General features: G+C 39.1%; 23 protein-coding genes. 18 read left to right on the forward strand and 5 right to left on the reverse strand.

What is annotated here, in order from left to right:
- Window positions 1-71: 71 nt before the first annotated feature.
- The gene (locus tag CC97_RS13455; protein WP_044975481.1) at window positions 72-860 is read right to left on the reverse strand and encodes a dockerin type I repeat-containing protein; all 789 of its coding nucleotides are present in this window, start codon (window positions 858-860) and stop codon (window positions 72-74) included.
- 457 nt (window positions 861-1,317) lie between these two features.
- Here CC97_RS13455 and CC97_RS13460 point away from each other — a divergent pair, with 457 nt between their 5' ends.
- Both CC97_RS13460 and CC97_RS13465 read left to right on the forward strand, forming a co-directional pair.
- Window positions 1,318-1,875 carry a sigma-70 family RNA polymerase sigma factor gene (locus CC97_RS13460; protein WP_044975483.1) on the forward strand — a complete coding sequence of 186 codons (558 nt, stop codon included), beginning with the start codon at window positions 1,318-1,320 and terminating at the stop codon, window positions 1,873-1,875.
- The gene (locus tag CC97_RS13465; RefSeq protein ID WP_044975484.1) at window positions 1,862-3,262 is read left to right on the forward strand and encodes a hypothetical protein; all 1,401 of its coding nucleotides are present in this window, start codon (window positions 1,862-1,864) and stop codon (window positions 3,260-3,262) included. Before CC97_RS13460 ends, CC97_RS13465 begins: the two co-directional genes overlap by 14 nt.
- 198 nt (window positions 3,263-3,460) lie before the next feature.
- Here CC97_RS13465 and CC97_RS13470 read toward each other — a convergent pair whose 3' ends face one another.
- Both CC97_RS13470 and CC97_RS13475 read right to left on the reverse strand, forming a co-directional pair.
- Window positions 3,461-3,889 carry a PIN domain-containing protein gene (locus CC97_RS13470; RefSeq protein WP_044975486.1) on the reverse strand — a complete coding sequence of 143 codons (429 nt, stop codon included), beginning with the start codon at window positions 3,887-3,889 and terminating at the stop codon, window positions 3,461-3,463.
- Window positions 3,886-4,113: a hypothetical protein gene (locus CC97_RS13475; protein ID WP_044975488.1), complete on the reverse strand. Its 228-nt coding sequence runs from the start codon at window positions 4,111-4,113 to the stop codon at window positions 3,886-3,888. The genes CC97_RS13470 and CC97_RS13475 overlap by 4 nt, the downstream gene beginning before the upstream one ends.
- Window positions 4,114-4,727: 614 nt before the next feature.
- Between CC97_RS13475 and CC97_RS13480 the strand changes: the two genes are divergently transcribed.
- From CC97_RS13480 to CC97_RS13535, 15 genes are all read left to right on the forward strand, one after another.
- Window positions 4,728-5,228: a DUF6431 domain-containing protein gene (locus CC97_RS13480; protein ID WP_197021841.1), complete on the forward strand. Its 501-nt coding sequence runs from the start codon at window positions 4,728-4,730 to the stop codon at window positions 5,226-5,228.
- Between the two features lie 42 nt (window positions 5,229-5,270).
- Window positions 5,271-5,885 carry a hypothetical protein gene (locus tag CC97_RS19705; RefSeq protein WP_081850028.1) on the forward strand — a complete coding sequence of 205 codons (615 nt, stop codon included), beginning with the start codon at window positions 5,271-5,273 and terminating at the stop codon, window positions 5,883-5,885.
- Window positions 5,866-6,606, forward strand: a complete 741-nt coding sequence (locus CC97_RS19710; protein ID WP_197021842.1) for a Mu transposase C-terminal domain-containing protein — start codon at window positions 5,866-5,868, stop codon at window positions 6,604-6,606. Before CC97_RS19705 ends, CC97_RS19710 begins: the two co-directional genes overlap by 20 nt.
- Window positions 6,599-7,411, forward strand: a complete 813-nt coding sequence (locus tag CC97_RS13490) for an AAA family ATPase (RefSeq protein ID WP_044974499.1) — start codon at window positions 6,599-6,601, stop codon at window positions 7,409-7,411. Before CC97_RS19710 ends, CC97_RS13490 begins: the two co-directional genes overlap by 8 nt.
- 332 nt (window positions 7,412-7,743) lie before the next feature.
- Window positions 7,744-9,063, forward strand: a complete 1,320-nt coding sequence (locus CC97_RS13495; protein WP_044975489.1) for a serpin family protein — start codon at window positions 7,744-7,746, stop codon at window positions 9,061-9,063.
- The gene (locus tag CC97_RS13500) at window positions 9,035-9,358 is read left to right on the forward strand and encodes a serpin family protein (RefSeq protein WP_044975491.1); all 324 of its coding nucleotides are present in this window, start codon (window positions 9,035-9,037) and stop codon (window positions 9,356-9,358) included. Before CC97_RS13495 ends, CC97_RS13500 begins: the two co-directional genes overlap by 29 nt.
- 557 nt (window positions 9,359-9,915) lie before the next feature.
- Window positions 9,916-10,476 carry a sigma-70 family RNA polymerase sigma factor gene (locus CC97_RS13505; protein WP_049962912.1) on the forward strand — a complete coding sequence of 187 codons (561 nt, stop codon included), beginning with the start codon at window positions 9,916-9,918 and terminating at the stop codon, window positions 10,474-10,476.
- A complete protein-coding gene (locus CC97_RS13510; protein WP_044975493.1) occupies window positions 10,476-11,480 on the forward strand; it encodes a hypothetical protein in 1,005 nt (334 codons plus the stop codon). The genes CC97_RS13505 and CC97_RS13510 overlap by 1 nt, the downstream gene beginning before the upstream one ends.
- A gap of 15 nt (window positions 11,481-11,495) precedes the next feature.
- Window positions 11,496-12,455, forward strand: a complete 960-nt coding sequence (locus CC97_RS13515; protein ID WP_044975495.1) for a hypothetical protein — start codon at window positions 11,496-11,498, stop codon at window positions 12,453-12,455.
- A complete protein-coding gene (locus tag CC97_RS19715; protein WP_081850124.1) occupies window positions 12,415-12,537 on the forward strand; it encodes a dockerin type I domain-containing protein in 123 nt (40 codons plus the stop codon). The genes CC97_RS13515 and CC97_RS19715 overlap by 41 nt, the downstream gene beginning before the upstream one ends.
- 153 nt (window positions 12,538-12,690) lie before the next feature.
- Window positions 12,691-12,849 (forward strand): dockerin type I domain-containing protein, encoded by a 159-nt coding sequence (locus CC97_RS20275; protein ID WP_156036912.1) that lies wholly within the window; start codon window positions 12,691-12,693, stop codon window positions 12,847-12,849.
- A gap of 1 nt (window position 12,850) precedes the next feature.
- Window positions 12,851-13,714, forward strand: coding sequence for a dockerin type I repeat-containing protein (locus CC97_RS13520; RefSeq protein WP_044975497.1), 864 nt, complete (start codon window positions 12,851-12,853; stop codon window positions 13,712-13,714).
- Window positions 13,715-13,923: 209 nt separating this feature from the next.
- Window positions 13,924-14,565, forward strand: coding sequence for a hypothetical protein (locus CC97_RS13525; RefSeq protein WP_044975499.1), 642 nt, complete (start codon window positions 13,924-13,926; stop codon window positions 14,563-14,565).
- 289 nt (window positions 14,566-14,854) lie between these two features.
- Entirely contained in the window at window positions 14,855-15,151 is a 297-nt protein-coding gene (locus tag CC97_RS13530; protein ID WP_044975500.1) for a nucleotidyltransferase domain-containing protein, read from the forward strand.
- Window positions 15,141-15,506: a HepT-like ribonuclease domain-containing protein gene (locus CC97_RS13535; RefSeq protein WP_044975502.1), complete on the forward strand. Its 366-nt coding sequence runs from the start codon at window positions 15,141-15,143 to the stop codon at window positions 15,504-15,506. The genes CC97_RS13530 and CC97_RS13535 overlap by 11 nt, the downstream gene beginning before the upstream one ends.
- A gap of 134 nt (window positions 15,507-15,640) precedes the next feature.
- On the opposite strand, the gene CC97_RS13540 is transcribed toward CC97_RS13535, so the two are convergent.
- Together CC97_RS13540 and CC97_RS13545 are read right to left on the reverse strand one after the other, a co-directional pair.
- Window positions 15,641-15,970 carry a type II toxin-antitoxin system RelE/ParE family toxin gene (locus CC97_RS13540; protein ID WP_044975503.1) on the reverse strand — a complete coding sequence of 110 codons (330 nt, stop codon included), beginning with the start codon at window positions 15,968-15,970 and terminating at the stop codon, window positions 15,641-15,643.
- Window positions 15,967-16,272 carry a type II toxin-antitoxin system RelB/DinJ family antitoxin gene (locus CC97_RS13545; RefSeq protein ID WP_044975505.1) on the reverse strand — a complete coding sequence of 102 codons (306 nt, stop codon included), beginning with the start codon at window positions 16,270-16,272 and terminating at the stop codon, window positions 15,967-15,969. Before CC97_RS13545 ends, CC97_RS13540 begins: the two co-directional genes overlap by 4 nt.
- A 325-nt stretch (window positions 16,273-16,597) precedes the next feature.
- Between CC97_RS13545 and CC97_RS13550 the strand changes: the two genes are divergently transcribed.
- A complete protein-coding gene (locus tag CC97_RS13550) occupies window positions 16,598-17,122 on the forward strand; it encodes a sigma-70 family RNA polymerase sigma factor (protein ID WP_044975506.1) in 525 nt (174 codons plus the stop codon).
- Window positions 17,123-17,127 lie beyond the last annotated feature (5 nt).

Here is a 17,127-nt window from a genome sequence, read left to right on the forward strand (position 1 = left end):
AATAATATTATTGAATCATCAGTAAACAGTATTCTTGGCCACTTCGATCAGAATGATCCAGTAAGCTTGGTTCATTCAAGAGAAGTCTTTTTAAGAATGCTTATATTTAAAGCTCTGATCTGCGCAGGATAGCTGGTCATCACCATTCCGTCATATTCAATATTTACTGTGTCGCCGACGTCAATGCTGAGATCTGTGATCATCTGTTTGCAGTGAATGAAAACCTTATCCTCAGTAATATTCTTGTCTTCCGGTATTACAAGCATACCGTCATCGTATATTTCGGATACTCTGGCTTTAAGTTCGTACTTTTCTTTTGGCTTTTTGAAGTAGCTTATGCCGTATTTATCAAGATCGGATATTGATACCACACCTTCTGCCAGTGCTTCTCTGACATTCATCACGGTTCCGTCAGAAAAAGTACATTCAATGAGGTCTGATTCTATTGAAGGGAATTCATAAATGTAAGCGATGTCTTCATAAAACTTTTCTATTGCGGAAGAGGTCGGAAGGTTATCTCTTATCGCTGTATTCACTATATCTGTGAGGGTTATGCCGCAAAATTCATGTCTGTTTATCTTCTTTGAAATAAACTGTCTGATTCTTGCGAGGTCTGCAAGTGTAACATTTCCGTCACCGTCAGTGTCGGCTGCCTTCTGCTGAGCGTTTGTGAATTCTGCGTCTTTTAAAAGGAAAAGTGAAATGAAGGACAGGTCTGTAATGTCCACATTACTGTCAGAATTGACATCGCCGATAAGAATTTCGGCTGCGGGTGTTTCATCAGCAAAAACTGTGAGCGAACCTGACATAATCATTCCGAGAGCCGTAAGAGCGGCAATTGCTTTTTTGAGTTTTACCATAATTATCATCCTTTCATATTACCTGTATTAAGGAAACGCTGATTTCCGATTTGATCAGTGTTTCCTTAAAGAGATTTTGATGCCGATGTGTCAGGCTGCAGATCAGCCTGCATCGTATTTGGTTGTACCTATTATACACATCTCCGGAGCGATTATCTTAGTAATTTTAAAAATATTTTTTCAGAAAATGAAACTTTGTAAAAGTATACAAACTGATAATCTGAAATATGTGCACTGTTCACGGACATTATAAAGATGTTATCTCATTTTTTGATCAGAATTACTGTTTTGTGTCTTGCAAAATAATAATTTTTCGGATATAATATAAAATGTCTACAGGCGCTGAAGGGTACAGATATGCGTCTGAAAAATGGTACGAAAAAAATTTTTAAAAATACTAAGATATCCGGAGATCTCCGGTGTATAATATACAGAAGCGGAAAGCGAGAGGTGTCCTATGGGCAGAGATGCGGATTGCTATCGCCGTTATCTTGACGGGGACGATGATGGTCTGAGAGAGATCATTGACATTTACTATAACGGACTTATACTGTTTATAAATGGTATTGTAAAAGATCAGTCGGCTGCTGAGGATATCATTGAGGATACCTTTGTAAAACTTGCTGTAAGAAAATATGAATACAACGGCAAAGCGAGCTTTAAGACCTGGCTGTATACCATAGCAAGAAATTCGGCAATTAACTATTTAAAAAGAAACAGAAACAGGATTTCAGATCAGCCGGTGGAAGAATATATAATGCTTTCGGACGGAACTGATGTGGAAAAGGAATACCTTCGTACAGAACAGAACACTGAACTGCGAAGGGCGATGGAAAAGCTTAAACCTGATTACTATCAGGTGCTGTATCTTGCATATTTTGAGGATATGGACATCGAAAATACCGCAAGAATAATGGGCAGAACAAAAAGACAGATAAGTAATTTACTGTACAGTGCTAAATCATCATTAAGATCCATAATGGAGAAGGCAGGTTTTCAGTATGAGAACATCTAAAGAAATGGCAGACGCCGTGCTTAAAGCGCGGGATGCATACGAAGAAAAAAAGAGAAAAAGAATAGTACTAATTAAAAATACAGCCGGTATCGCTGCAGTTGCATGTTCATTCTTTATCATGGCAGGATCGCTGATCTACTTTAATGTGAACAAACCGGAGAATCCGGACAAATCCACTCTGGAAGTGCCGGAGGTTACTGAGACTACACTGGTTTCTGAGGATGAACCTGCAGAAACTCCTGAAGGTAATGAAGCAGTTACGGAAAAGAAAGACAGAGTGACAGAAGAAAGCAGCAACGTCACTGAGGCAGTTTCCGGAGCTTTAAGTACGGAACCGGTCACAGATGTTTCAGAGACGGTAAAGCCGGAAAGTACAGAAAGATCAGGAGCGAAAGAAAGTCCGAAACCATCTGCCGACAGCGGGAAAAAACAGGATCAGGCAGTAACGGAGAGACAGCATGTACATGAAACGGCTAAAGCTCCGGTGACTGAAAAGGAAAAGGTGCCTGAATCGACCAGAGCCGCAGTAACCAGAGCTGAAGTGACAAGAGCGGCAGTAACGGAAAAGCAGGTGCCGCGTGAGACCGCAGTTGCTGTTCTGGCGCCTGTAGAAAAGGTGACTTCCAGAGCAGTCGAAAAGGCTGAAGAAGATGCTGTAGCCGAGAACGTGAAGCCGACAAATTCTTCGCCAAAACCGATGATCACGCCTAAATCGTCAGCAGCCCCTGTGCCTGTAGCTGAAAGAGTTTCTCCGCAGCCTGTGAGTCCGCAGGAGAGACCAGTTGACATACCTGATGAAGTGGCTGCAGAAAGTCCGAAACCGGTAGCAAAACCGGAATCGTCATCAGCTCCGGCATCAATGAAACCGATATCACCGTCACCACATGGAGCCGAAGCAGAAATACTGATACCTTCTGAAGCTAAAGTAGAGGAAACTGAAAGTTCTTCGAATGTTCCTGACAGTCAGGCTGCTTTTGATGATGTTATTAATTTTACAGTTGTAAACAACACAGACTGTTATCTTTACTTCAAGGACAACGATCAGATACTGGTAATACTTTGCCAGAATGATGAGGACGTTCAGAAGATAAATGATATGATAGCTGAAAAAAGATATGATCCGGCAAAATTCGAATGCAGGATCAACGATATAGTAATTGATCTTCCTGCACAGAAGACAGATGACATGGAATTACAGCGAAAACTGATCAGCCGGTTTATGACGCAGAATAATATTTACGGCTATGCCAAAATAGAAGAAACTGACGGTGAAGAAAAAATATCAGTAAAACTCAACGATTCATCCAGCGAAAACGCAGCGAAGATCAGATACTTCCTGTCAATGTATTCAATAAGCTTTAACTCTGTAAAAATTGATTCGATTTAAGGCAGAGAAACTTGATAAGCGTCTGCCGGAGGCAGACCACACCTTTGAAAGGTGCTTTCGCTGAAAGGTAGTCTTCATCCCTGCGGGCTGAAGACTGCTATAGAAAAACCGGGCTGTTTTCACAGCCCGGTTTATAAACATAACCACTTATTATGCTAAAAAAGGTGCCGGTAATCCAGCAGGATTACCGGCGCTATATTATTGTCTGCCGCCGGCAGACCACCTTATTAAAAATTCATCCGGAGTTATTGCGGGAACAGGACTATGTTCGAAGTCTTTAATGTTTCTCGTAATAATGTAGTCTGCTGAAAACTGTTTTGCACATTCTGTCTGAAGACAGTCTTCAACATCGGAAAATTCACTGTTACTAAGTGCTGAAATAAGTTTATGACTGTCAATACCGATTACTTCAATTATCATGCATAAATCTTTGAGCGTATTACGACGAATTTCAAGAGGAATATCTTTGCGGAGAATATAGAATGCGTTTGTAACAGAATGAGCTGCTATACATCCAGTTATATTTTGCTTAGTGCAAAGTTCAATTATTTTTTCTGCAGCATCATAATATTCAGGTCTCTTTCCGTAGAAATCAATTAAGATGTTAGTATCTATCAGTACCCTCATTTTCCGTATTTCTCCTCGCGATACTCATCAAGCTCTGATTTTTCATCAAGATCAGGAATGTAGCGGCATACGTTTTTCATTCTTTCGAAAGCTGCGCAGCGTTCGTCTGTTGTATCGGTATCAGTTTTCGGAGGAAAAACTCTGTGGAAAAGAGCAATAAAACCGAGTAATTCTTCTTCGCCAAGCTGATCGATAATGCTGTATGCAATTTCTTTTGTACTCATAGAGCTCACTCCTTAGTTTGTAATTAAAATTTGTGCGTTTTTTTGTATATTCTTTATATATATTATAATATATATTTCTTAAAAAATCAATTGATTTATTTACTATAAATAGTATATAAGTATAACGGAAATGTGCCGGTAATCCTGCTGGATTACCGGCGCTATATTATTGTCTGCCTCCGGCAGACCACCATTAAAACCGGCTGATAATACAGTCGGTAATTTTTTTGAAAAAATACTGTTACCTTTAAGATCTTTTTTACACTATAAGTGTTACCGACCACCCATAATGTCGTCCAATAGGCACTGTATCTTGTCACGCAGGCAACAGTTCTGTCAAGGGAAATGTACAAGATTCTGGAAAGTCAGTCCTGCAACTGCGGCCCAGACACGGAATGCTCACGGGAAAACCAACGCGATAAACCCATCCTTCGGGCACGCGGTAACAAATAATAGAAAACGGCATCGTTCCGATTCGAATTTCGGGATGATGCCGTCTGTGTTTTTATCTATAAAAATGATATAATAATTGTATTAACCTTTAGAAAGGAATAAACGATAGCTGTTTTGATCGTCATAACTCGCAATTATGACACAGCTATCGTCCCTCAACAATGAAAAGTATATCATTTTTTCGTGAAAAAGTCAAGGACGGAATCGTCGAAATTACAGGAACAAATTCACCTGTTTGTCCAATTTGCGGCAAACCAATGAAGTCACACGGAAGGTGCAGACGGTATCTGCGCGTATCCGGCGAAGAGCGAATCACTCTGTCTCTCAGAGTTTTCTACTGCCCGGAATGCGACCGTTATCACCGCGAGCTTCCGGATTACGTTGCTCCTTACAAACATCTCAGTACTGAAATAATAGCTGAAATATATGATGGTCTTGACAACTATGATGTTGATGACAGCACGATAATACGCATCCGAAACTGGGTAAGAAAGTTCCTGAATTTTGGTTCTGCGACTGTCAGAAGACTTAAAATTGAGCATCCTGCACTGGTCGTCAGAAGCAGTTTTGAATCAACATTTGACACGCTCACCTATTTTGTCAGAATAGTCGTAAATTCCAATGAATGGAAGTTCATTAGTTCGCCTGTCATTTCAGTCTGACCTGTACTATGATAGAGATATCAACTACAAGGAGGTACCTCTATGGACATGAAAAATCAGAAACTGGCAAAAGAGATAGCTGAACAGCGTGTGATCATGATAGCGCCACTGCTTGATACCACTCTGTCTCAGGATGAGTATTACGGCAAGCGCCGGGAATTAGCTGATACGTTTGAAGTATCAACAAGAACACTCCAGCGCTATGTGGATGCGTATAACGGAAATGGAATCGACGGATTAAAACCCAAAGGGAAAGTACCGGAACAGAATACCGTGATCACTAAGGAGATCCTGGAAGAGGCAATCCGTCTGCGCCGTGAAGTTCCGTCACGAAGCGTCCCTACCATCATCCAGATACTTGAACTTGAAAACAAGGTCGAAGTTGGCATGCTGAAACGAACGACGCTTCAGCGTGCACTATCAAGGGCGGGTTATTCATCTCAGATGATGAAGACCTATCAGGATCATGGATACGGTTCACAGCGTTTTGCCAGAGTTCATCGCTGTGACTTGTGGCAGGGAGACCTGAAATACGGACCAACGCTGACTATCGACGGAAAGCCGCAGCCAACGTACATGTCGTGTCTGATTGACGATGCAACACGTTACATTGTTCATGCTGAGTTTTTATGGAGATATGGAGCAGAGCATTGTTGAGGATACACTGAAGAAAGGCATTCAGAAATTTGGACTTCCCCGTCGTATCTACTTCGACAACGGTTCACAGTATCGTACCCAATGGATGAAGCGTGCATGCAGTCTTCTGAGTATTAAACTGCTGTATGCTAAACCGCGTAATCCTCAGGGTAAAGGAAAACAGGAACGCTTCAACCATACCGTTGACTCGTTCATTGAAGAGGTAAACCTGAACCGTCCTGACAGCATAGAAGAACTGAACAGACTGTTTAACGCCTGGCTCTCTGAATGTTACCACAGTAAAATACACAGTGCACTCGGAATAACCCCGGAACAGGCATTCAAATGCGATTCCATGCCATTACGCTATCCGGATGATGCAATACTCTCAACTGCTTTCCTGCACTGTGAAACCCGTAAAGTTAACAAGTCAGGATGTATCAGCTTCATGGGTAAAGATTATGATGTTGGCGTTCTTTATGCCGGACAGCAGGTGGATGTTGTTTATGATCCTCAGAATATTGCACGTGTAAGGATTGAAGCAAAGAATCATGAACCGTTTTACGCTGAACCGGCTAAGGTAGGTACACACGTTGCTAAAAAACCGAAACGTGCTGAAATTGAAAGTATCCCAGCGGATTCTTCAAGACTTCTTGATGCTGTTACAAAGAGCGCCGGGGAAAAGGAACGTCGAGCTATTATTTCGTATTCACAGGTATTGGAGGGTGCTGAAAATGTTTGAAATGTTTTATGGTATGCAGCATACACCGTTTACGCGCGGTATTCCATCTGATCAGCTGCACAGAACACATCAGAATACTGAAGTTTTCAGTCGTCTGATCATCACTGCACAGAAACAGTCATTCGCACTGCTGATTGGTGAACCAGGTACCGGCAAGACAAGTACACTTCGTCGTTTAAAGGATGAACTTCCTGAATCAGAGTACATGGTTCTGTACGTTTCTGATTCAAAACTGACTCCGCGAAGCTTCTACAACTATCTCCTGAACCAGCTCGGATGCAAATCCGAATTTCATCGCAATGCAGCGAGAAACGCTTTGCATAAGCAGATTGAAATAATGAGGAATATGCAGAAACGTAAAGTGGTCGTGATTCTTGACGAAGCACATCTGTTGCCAAAAGAAATGCTTGAAGAGGCCCGCTTTCTTCTGAATTACAAAATGGATTCCGAAAATCCAATGGCACTAATACTTTCGGGTCAGACTGAACTCTGGGACAAACTCCGTCTTTCCGCATACAGAGCCATTCTTGAAAGAGTAGATGTTGAATGCTTTCTTACTCCTATGGATTTTTCAGAAACCAAGCAGTACATTGAATCACAGCTTCATTATGCCGGACAGGAAAATCCTGTCTTCACTGAAGATGCAATGAAATCTATTTTTACTTTTTCAGGCGGAAATCCACGACTCGTAAACCGTGCCTGCAGTCAGTCACTTATCTATGGTGCACAGATGAAACAGACCTGTATCGACAGCAAATCTGTAGATATTGTACTTGAAAACGAAGTAACCGGAGCCGGTCACTGATTATCTGATGTTGCGGTTCAACTTGATTAACGGGCTTTTGCCCACAATGGAGGATAGGGCAACGCTGGGGAGCGACCTGAGCGCCATGTGGGATTTTGCCGAGAGCATAGCTCTCTAGATTGAAATTGACACCTCCGTGCTGGGGGTGTCAGTTTGTTTTTCCAATTCAGTTGACAAAATACTGTCCCTGCCCTGACAAAATACATTCACTTTTGGATGACAGGATAGGTGGGCGCTAACATATAAGGACAGAGGGGAAAAACAGTATATAAAACCCCTTTGAGAACCGAAAGAAAGTTTTATAAAGATGAAAAATGAAAGGACTGGTTAAAATGAGAAAAAATAAGATAGTGGCTCTGATATCCGCATTTACTTTAGCTGCAGGATGCTATATATCGTTTGGCGGTTTTGATTCGGGTAATATAAAAACGGCGCAGGCTTCGGATTCATTACTGATTCCGGGTGATGTGGATCTTGACGGAAATGTTAATGTTACAGATCTGTCTACAATATCACTTGGCCTTGTGGAGAAGAAAACATTTACCGGCGACAGGCTGATCTGTGCGGATGTGACCTATGACGGAAAAGTTCAGCTTGATGACCTTGCAACGTTAAAAATGTTTCTTGCAAAGAAAATAACAGATCTGAGCAGGGAGGCTTATTTCAGTAATCTGCCTTCTCCGAAACCGCCTGCATCTCCGGAGCCGGGTTATAACTGTGATCCGACAGTTCCTCCGACTGAGCCTGCAGCTGTTCCGTCAGCAGTGCCTGATATTCAGAACCTGAAAGAAACTGGAGAGAAGATAGGTGCGGACGGATACATGGAGTTTGTATATGACTCTACGCCGCTTATTCTTCTTGAAACAGATGATGAAAAGGGAGAAATAAATAAGGTTTACTCACCGTTAAGTTATTATACAGCACTCTCTATGGCGGCAGAATGTGCAGATACTACCACCAGGGAAGAAATAGTAAATGCGCTTCGTGCAGATGACATGGAAGATCTGCGTACAGAGAACAATAATCTTCTGTCACTGTATTTTAAAGATGATAACAGCTACTGCCGCAGTACAAATTCAGTCTGGCTGAATGACCGGTATATATTTGAATATACTGGAATTAACGAGCTTAACAAACGCTATAAGGCAGCGTCGTTTAAAAAGGATTATTCCCAAAAAGAGCAGACTGAAAAAGATATACAAGACTGGATATATAAATACACTGACAATAAGATAAAGCCGCTGATCGAATTAGGAGATCCGGATAAAGAGTATCTGAGGCTTATTAATACCGTAGTTTATAAAAATTCATGGAAAGAGAGCTGCTATGACATAAAAGATGATACTTTCCGCAGAAATGACGGAACAGATGTGACATGTAAATATATGAGAAGCCTTGAAAACAGCACTGTTGGTTTTGGCGACAGATACAAGGTATGCAGCAAGAAAATGCTTCATGGGTTCAGTATGTATTTTGTAGTTCCGGATGAAAAAACTGATATTAATGATATCGTATCCGACAATGCAGCTATGGCAGATATTTACGGAAAAAACTACGATACTGCAGAATGTAAGCTGAATATGTATTTCCCTGAATTTGAAGCTGTTTCAAAATTCGATCTTCGTGACGCTTCGAAAAAAACTGGGCATTAAAGAGGCATTTGGAAAGGGCGATTTTTCAAATATTATTGACTGCGAAAAAAATGCTATAGATGGAGTGAGAATCAGTAAGATCGACCATGAAGCTGTATTAAAAACAGATAAAGACGGCTGCGAAGGTGCAGCATATACACAGATAGTTTTGGTCTCAACAGCACCGGCACCACGACCTTTAAGCTCGCTTGAAGTTACAATTGACAGACCGTTCTTCTACTACATTGCCGACAAAAACAATGTTCCGGTTTTTGCAGGCATAATCGGTGATCCGACTGCGAAAGGTGAGCAATAAACAATATAAAATGTTCCACGTGGAACATTTTAAATAGCAGCGGATGTATTTTATAAAGAAATTCTCTTCTGTATTGATTACTCTGAATAAATAAAACCAGCGGGAGTACCGGTAATAAAAATCCGGTGCTTCCGTTGCTTTGTATAATGGTAGTCTTCACCCCTGCGGGCCGAAGACTGCTATGGAAAAACCGAGCTCGCTCGGTTTATAATTGCGCCGGAGGCGCCACATTTTCATTCGGACGGCTGCAACATGGCGATATTTGCAAAAAAACTATTTTGTTTGGCTGTTGTCATAAACGTGAGAATATAGTATAATTTAAGATAACAATTACAGAAGACTAATAAACACTTTAAAATAAAAGGTATCGGGCATCATTTGAAACTGACGTTCGGTACCTTTTGTGAAAATAAAACAAACTGATAATGTTTGATTTATGACTTTCTACAAACTTAATTTTTATTTGTCACAAACGCGTGTTACAGGAAACTATATTAGTAGAGGCCTTAATAGAGTGAAAGCCGGGAGGCAAACACTCGCAACCAGAATGGAGGTGTGTGGTTCTGGAAGACGAAAAAATAATAGATCTTTACTGGGAACGTTCGGAAAGTGCGATCACGGAAACTGATAAAAAGTACAGAAGCAGATGTATGTATATCGCAAATCAGATACTGAACGACTATTCAGATGCAGAGGAATGTCTCAACGATACTTATCTGACAGCGTGGAATCTGATGCCACCGGAAAGACCAAAATTTCTTGCGTCTTTTCTGTATAAGATCATAAGGAACCATTCACTCACCAGATTCAAATATTATAACAACAGCAAGCGGAAAAAGGACGTATGCATTTCCACTGAGGAACTGGAAGAATGTATCGACAGAAGCGGCAGCACGGAAGAAAAGTACGATGAAAATGAAGTGGTGGTTGCCATCAACGAGTTTCTTGATTCGCTTAAAAAGGACCGGAGGTTCATATTTGTCAGAAGGTACTGGTACTTTGACAGTATCACTGACATATCTGAGAAGTGTTCCATGACCGAGGAAAATGTCAGGGCGATACTTTCAAGGGTACGGAAACAGCTTAAAGAACATCTTAAAAGAAGGGTGGGAGTATAATGAATGCAGAGCAGCTGAGAGATGCTATCGGTAAGATCGATGACAGATTTATAGAAGAAGCCGAGCACTATGAGCCGGAAATAAAAAGCCGAAAACTGATATGGATAATTACATCGGCATCAGCTGCGGTAATTGCTTTATGTACCTGCGTTCATTTTCATAATGCTACCGAGCATGCTCTCAGGCCAGAGATAGATAACAGCGTTGTGATCACAACGAGTGTTTCTGAAACTGAAACGTATGAGACAGATGTCGTTAAAACTGAAAAGCATGTTCAGATATCGGAGCCGGTCACAGAAAATACGGAAGCGACCGGAATGAAATCCGGAGAAGAAAGCAGTATCCCGTATGAGGTGACAGTACCGGAAAAGACAGAGGCAACGTCCGAAAACGTTGGAAGCTTAGGTGAAAAAAATGTACCAGACTTAAAACCTCCGGAAATGACAGATATTACGGCAATAGAACCGAGAGAAGTCACTCGTGAAGTTCAGACAGTAGCTCCTGTTACTGAACCTACCGTTTTCCCGCTGACCGATGTCTCAACCGTAACACCGGTCAGCATAGAAACAGTTCCTGTTCCGGTGCCGTCGCAAACATCATACCCGTCTCCGAGTCCGAAATCAACTTCGTCTCCGGTATCAACGTCTGCACCACCTGCTGAAGTTACGGATATAACCTCTTTATCGGAACCGTCGGTTTCACAGACAGGTTCTCACATTCACAATCATTCAAAAGAAGATTTTCCTGTTTATTTAAAAACTTCGGATGGAGTTAAGTATGAGCGAAATTTATTAATAACCAAAGGACATGCCGGGAAATTCATAAAAAATATTTTTCTTTCGGATGATGAGGGGAATGATTATGAAGTAAGTGAATATTCATTGAGATATGATGTAAGTGAATATCCATTGAAAAGTGTATCTGATGATCAGGTTAGTATTTTTTATTTTAAAAGCGAAGATGAGTATTTGATATATGTTAAAGAAACAGAAAATGATTCATAAAAGGAGGAATTTCTTATGAAAAAAAGAATTATAAGTGCTGTTTTAACAGCAGCAATGCTCGGAACATCAGTTTATTCAGTACCTTTTGTAAGCGCTTTAACCTCTGAAGGAACACGCACACCTGGAATAGAAATGTGGTCGAATCCGTCAGGAACGTTCAGACGTATAGAAGGTGTCAGCTTTGATGATTTGATTACTTCGTTCGGTGAAGGTGCATTTGTTTACAGATACAGCAACAATAAAAAAGCAATAGTGGTAACACCAGAAGGAATGACTTATCATTTTTCCAACTCAAATGTATGGGGGTTATCATATTCAGTTGTTACCATGCGTGAAGGAACAGAGCCGCCGGTAAGTGAGATCAATGAAAAGATCGGTGCCGGTGATGATCTTAAAGTTAAGTTTTACAAGTATGCTGACAGTAATGAATACAGGTTCTATATCTCAGGTGAGGAATATGCAGACACTGTCCTTGATATTCTGAAAAATGATAAGGATGTTCTGTCAATAGAAAACCGTCAGGAAATTACAGAAGATGAGTTCAGACTTGAAGATCTTTATGTTTCGACGGAACTTACTGAAGATGAGTTCAAAAAACAGTATCCTTCATTTGCTTTGAGTTCATTTGAAGAATTTGGTGGTTCGCTTGACGATGATAAAAAAGAACAGGGTTATACTCTTGGATTTACATTTAATGACTATAAGCATACTCCGGAACTGTATGAAGAATTGTTAAAACTTGATAACAGTGGCGTTAAATACGAAATAACTCCACTTATAGCTATGAGTTCAGGTGGATACACAGTTGCTGAAATGGCAGAGACTGTTTATAAATCCAGCAGCTCGGATGAAGCTGATGTTTTAGTTGGAGATGTTGATGAGAGCAGTACTATAGATGTAACATATATCACAGATCTTTCTTTAGCAATAATAGGTGATAAAGACCTTACAGCAAACCAGAAAAAAAGCAGCTGATGTTGACGGTGACGGTGCAGTTACCATCGCCGATCTTGCAAGACTTCAGCAGTATCTTTCAAAGAAAATCGATAAATTCTGATAATAACGTTATTTAATCGCAGCAAAATAAAAGGTATCATGCAGCGTTGCTGCATGATACTATAATAAGCTGGCGGAGGCAGCTCACCGATTCGTACTTTCGGTGCATTATATCAGGAAATACAGAAATTTAATATCTTTTTCAAATGTCCAAATGGTGCTTGCAGATTATAACAATGACGGAACAGTTGATCTTACTGATGTAACTGCATTAAAGTTATATTTATCAAGTAAAGGAATTGATGTTTCTTCTCTTGAGTCAAAACTTAATGAATACATTCAGCAGGGCCTTATATCACAGGAGGTGCTTTGATATGAAAACAAAGAGAATAATAGCTACAATTTTAAGTATAGCAATGGTGTTCACCGGAACTGCTGCCAATATGCTGCATGCATCTGCAGCTTCAGAGAATATCTTCATGTCAGAATTTTTTGAAAAGTCTCTTTCCGAGATAGAAACTGTTTTACAAGAGAAGGGTTTAGCTAAAGAACCTGCCAATCACGATATTGTGATACGCTTAACTTCAAAACAGATTAAACAAATAATTACTGAGCTTGAACCTTACAAAGAAGAGCTGACTCCAAAGAATCCAGAAGAAACTTATGAAATAAACGTTAAGCGAAAAAAAGCGTTTATTGATCTTTTGTTTGATAAACTTCATTTGAAAGGTGTTTACAGTTATATTGATCCGGAATATCAGTACGTAAGTTTGCCGTGGAATGCTGAAGATTTGTTTGATCTTGACTTAACGACAAAAACGGCGGATGTAGACGGAAGCACTGTGGAAATACCTAACGGCTACAGTATAACCATTACGATTCCCGATAATCCGGAAGGATATGGATTCAATAATGGCGATAGCAAGTCACTGACTAATTATGAAGTTGGTCAGAGAATGCTGTATGTAATAAATACATATGGAGATAAAGACTATTATGATGAAGTATATGCGCCATTACCTTGTAAAGCTACGAGATTTGCATTAGGAGATGTTGATCTTAATGACATAATTGATGTTAGCGATTTGACAGAACTATCACTTGCGCTTATCGGCGACAAGGAGCTTACAGCAGATCAGCAGAAATATTCCGACATCGACGGTGACGGAGCAGTTACACTTGCTGATCTGGCAAGACTTCAGCAGTATCTTTCAAAGAAGATCGATTCGCTTGGATAATAACGAAAATACTCTATCAATTACTCTGAAAAAAGGTGCAGGACATTTCACGGAATGTCCTGCGCTGTTTTTATTGTCTGCCTCCGGCAGACCACCGTTATTAATGCTGAATTTTCAAAGTATAACTACTTGAAAATTCTTTAAATTTGATATATAATACAATATAGAAGAATAATTCTGCTAAAATGTATTGAGAGGAGGTTGAAATAATGACAAAGATAGATGAAGTTTATGAATACCTTACTGGAATTTATAAACCAGATGAGCCGATCTTTTTATCAGAAATAAGTATTCCTGATATGGATGCTGCGGTTATGAGGCAGCAATTAAAAAAACTTACATTGGACGGAAGGATTAAAAGATTTGATACAGGTATTTATTTTATTCCGAGAAAATCTATTTTTAAGTCTGGTTCAACGCTTTCACTTGATGCGGTGATCCGAAAAAAATATCTTATGAACGGAACAGAACGTTGTGGTTATATGAGCGGAATGTGGTTCGCAAATCAGCTTGGTTTAACTACTCAGGTTTCAGCTGTATACGAGATCTATACTAACAAGGCAACAAAAGATTATCGTGAAACAAATGTGGCAAATATAAAAGTGATACTCCGTAAACCATATGTAAAGGTCGATGACCAGAATGTTTCAGTCTTACAGTTTCTCGATCTTCTTAAAGAAGTTACAATCGTATCTGAAATTGAAGGTGAGGAATTAACTCTTGCTCTGGTGAGATATATGAAGAAAAAGGAGATAAAATTCGATGACTTACGTCGTTTTCTTCCATATTATCCGGAGAAAATTTATAAAAATATGTACGAGGCAGGGTTGTTAAATGGCATATCTGCATGAAGATAAAGATGAATTTTACTTTATTCAATTACTCTGAAAAGGTGCCGGACATTCCGCGGAATGTCCGGCATTTAATTTGTCTGCCATCGGCAGACCACCACTTCGTGATTGCCGATTTTTATTGAAATCATTGATTTATAGATTAAAATACGGTATACTTTAATTAGATACAGAAATATAACAGCTATAAATACAGTGATCACAAAATTTGAATGTTAAAGAATAATCAAAATTCAGTATAAATACGTTAATTATCAGTTATCTATGAATATCGGAAGGAGGAATCAGCATGAATGGTTATGATAATGCAAAAGTCAGAGCTGTCATAGTGCCAATAGCTCAGAAATATGGTGTGGAACGAATTTTGCTATTCGGTTCAATGGCAAGAGGAGATGCCGACGAAAGCAGTGATTACGATTTTCTTATAAGCAAAGGTAATCTTAAAAGTCTGATTCAGTATATGTCTTTTGTAAGTGAACTGGAAAGTGCTTTAAATCGTCATGTTGATGTGGTTTCCGATACTTCTTCTGATGACATAATAATTGAAAATGCACGAAGGGAAGGTATTTTACTTTATGAAAGATAAAAAAAGGGATGCTGTCATAGTCGAAAAAGTTTTGCGGTATTGTGATGAGATATCGAAAACACATGAGGCATTTCATAATGACAAGGATTTGTTTTTCAATAAAGAAGATGGCTTTATATACCGTAATTCAATTACGATGCCTATTCTCCAGATAGGCGAACTTATCAAGAATCTTTCAGAAGAGTTCACATCAAAATATAATGCTATGCCGTGGAAAGCCATTGCTGGAATGAGGGATATATTTGCACATCACTATGGATCGATTGATTATGAAATGACATGGAATACTTCTAAAGAAGATATCGCTATGCTGAAAAATTATTTATTGGAAGTAAAAACAGAAGAAGCATTTTGATTTATCAGCTAAAATAAAATTCACATAAGGTGCCGGACATTCCGCGGAATGTCCGGCATTATAATTGTCTGCCGCAGCAGACCACCTTTGCTATTTTATTTAGGATTCTGTATTACTGTAGGTTTGGTCTGAAATTACGATTTTTCAGTGTTATTAATAATATATTCAATATCTCTGCCGGAATAAATAATTCTCACAATTGTAACAGATAGTTCAGAGGAATCCACCTTGTAAAATACTGTATAGTTGCTTACAGGAATTTTTCTCATATTAATACTTTTCCATGGTTCCCAATCAACAAGAGAATATCTTTCAGGTAAAGTGTTCAGTGCTTTTATTCTTTCCCTTATTTTTTTTACTTGTTTAGCTGCAGTATCTGGTGATTTTAATTCAAATGAAATATACGAATAAATATTTCTGAGATCATCTAAAGCTAATGGGGAATAAATTATTTTATAATTCATATATTGAATTCCTCAGCAAGGATTTTATCCACCTCATCAGCAGAATATCCCTGACCGTTATTAAGTGAGTCTATTCCTTTTGCAAGTTCAGAGTCCAACTCCTCTCTTGTCATTTTACCGAGTTCGAGTGGTTTTTCAGCAGGTAACTGCAGTTCAAACGGAATACCTCTTTTAATTACTATTTGACTATACATCATTTGTATAGCACTTGCCGGAGTAATTCCGAGCTGACGCAGAATATCTTCAGCTTTTTCTTTTAAATTGGAATCTATACGTGCATATACAGGTGTTGTTACTGGCATAATTATCACACTCCCTAATTATTATTATAATCTTTTTACCTGAAAAGTGCAAGCATTTGCAAGCAATTATTAATATAAAATTGATACGGAAGTATAAACGTATTGAAACATATCCTGAAATCCTTTATAATATCCATATGGAAATAAACCACAGTGAAACCGGAAATTCTGTTTATCATATGCAGATTGAATTGTAAAAGATGAATAATTCTACAACACATAATTTGTGAATAATTACAAACTTAAATTTATTTTGTCAGAAACGTATTCGGATTTACACTATATTTATAGAAGCGAAAATATAAACGAGAGGAGTGAATGATTATTGGAAGATACAGAAATAATCGATTTATACTGGGAACGATCAGAAAGAGCAATATCTGAAACGGATCAAAAATACAGAGACAGATGTTTGTATGTAGCCCGTTCAGTTCTTAATGATATTTCAGATGCGGAAGAATGTCTGAACGACACATATCTGACAGTCTGGAACCGGATACCTGAAGAAAGACCAAAATTCTTTTCTGCTTTCCTGTATAAAATTATCCGAAATCATTCACTCAACAGATTAAGATACATTAACGGCAAGCAAAGAAAACGGGATATAAGTTTTTCCATTGAAGAACTTGAAGAATGTGTTTCGGGCTCTGAGGATGTTGAAGATAAATTTGATGAGTCAGAGCTTGTAAATGCCATAAATGATTTCCTCGAAAATCTCAGAACAGACAGACGATATATATTTGTAAGAAGATACTGGTACCTTGACAGTATCGCAGATATTGCAGAAAACTGTTCGATGAGTGAAGATAATGTAATGGCTGTACTTTCAAGAACGAGAAAAAAAACTTAAGGAGC

This window comes from Ruminococcus sp. HUN007, from assembly GCF_000712055.1.
Lineage (GTDB): Bacteria > Bacillota > Clostridia > Oscillospirales > Ruminococcaceae > HUN007.

Excerpts from the sequence above, each read along its gene's own strand:
- CC97_RS13545 (WP_044975505.1), bottom strand. The coding sequence starts at position 16,272 with ATGCCAGTAACAACACCTGTATATGCACGTATAGATTCCAATTTAAAA.
- CC97_RS13465 (WP_044975484.1), top strand. The coding sequence starts at position 1,862 with ATGAGAACATCTAAAGAAATGGCAGACGCCGTGCTTAAAGCGCGGGAT.
- CC97_RS13530 (WP_044975500.1), top strand. The coding sequence starts at position 14,855 with ATGAATGGTTATGATAATGCAAAAGTCAGAGCTGTCATAGTGCCAATA.
- CC97_RS13535 (WP_044975502.1), top strand. The coding sequence starts at position 15,141 with ATGAAAGATAAAAAAAGGGATGCTGTCATAGTCGAAAAAGTTTTGCGG.
- CC97_RS19710 (WP_197021842.1), top strand. The coding sequence starts at position 5,866 with ATGGAGCAGAGCATTGTTGAGGATACACTGAAGAAAGGCATTCAGAAA.
- CC97_RS13540 (WP_044975503.1), bottom strand. The coding sequence starts at position 15,970 with ATGAATTATAAAATAATTTATTCCCCATTAGCTTTAGATGATCTCAGA.
- CC97_RS13470 (WP_044975486.1), bottom strand. The coding sequence starts at position 3,889 with ATGAGGGTACTGATAGATACTAACATCTTAATTGATTTCTACGGAAAG.
- CC97_RS13490 (WP_044974499.1), top strand. The coding sequence starts at position 6,599 with ATGTTTGAAATGTTTTATGGTATGCAGCATACACCGTTTACGCGCGGT.
- CC97_RS13460 (WP_044975483.1), top strand. The coding sequence starts at position 1,318 with ATGGGCAGAGATGCGGATTGCTATCGCCGTTATCTTGACGGGGACGAT.
- CC97_RS13525 (WP_044975499.1), top strand. The coding sequence starts at position 13,924 with ATGACAAAGATAGATGAAGTTTATGAATACCTTACTGGAATTTATAAA.
- CC97_RS13510 (WP_044975493.1), top strand. The coding sequence starts at position 10,476 with ATGAATGCAGAGCAGCTGAGAGATGCTATCGGTAAGATCGATGACAGA.
- CC97_RS13515 (WP_044975495.1), top strand. The coding sequence starts at position 11,496 with ATGAAAAAAAGAATTATAAGTGCTGTTTTAACAGCAGCAATGCTCGGA.
- CC97_RS13480 (WP_197021841.1), top strand. The coding sequence starts at position 4,728 with ATGAAAAGTATATCATTTTTTCGTGAAAAAGTCAAGGACGGAATCGTC.
- CC97_RS13520 (WP_044975497.1), top strand. The coding sequence starts at position 12,851 with ATGAAAACAAAGAGAATAATAGCTACAATTTTAAGTATAGCAATGGTG.
- CC97_RS19705 (WP_081850028.1), top strand. The coding sequence starts at position 5,271 with ATGGACATGAAAAATCAGAAACTGGCAAAAGAGATAGCTGAACAGCGT.
- CC97_RS13475 (WP_044975488.1), bottom strand. The coding sequence starts at position 4,113 with ATGAGTACAAAAGAAATTGCATACAGCATTATCGATCAGCTTGGCGAA.
- CC97_RS13455 (WP_044975481.1), bottom strand. The coding sequence starts at position 860 with ATGGTAAAACTCAAAAAAGCAATTGCCGCTCTTACGGCTCTCGGAATG.
- CC97_RS20275 (WP_156036912.1), top strand. The coding sequence starts at position 12,691 with ATGGTGCTTGCAGATTATAACAATGACGGAACAGTTGATCTTACTGAT.
- CC97_RS13495 (WP_044975489.1), top strand. The coding sequence starts at position 7,744 with ATGAGAAAAAATAAGATAGTGGCTCTGATATCCGCATTTACTTTAGCT.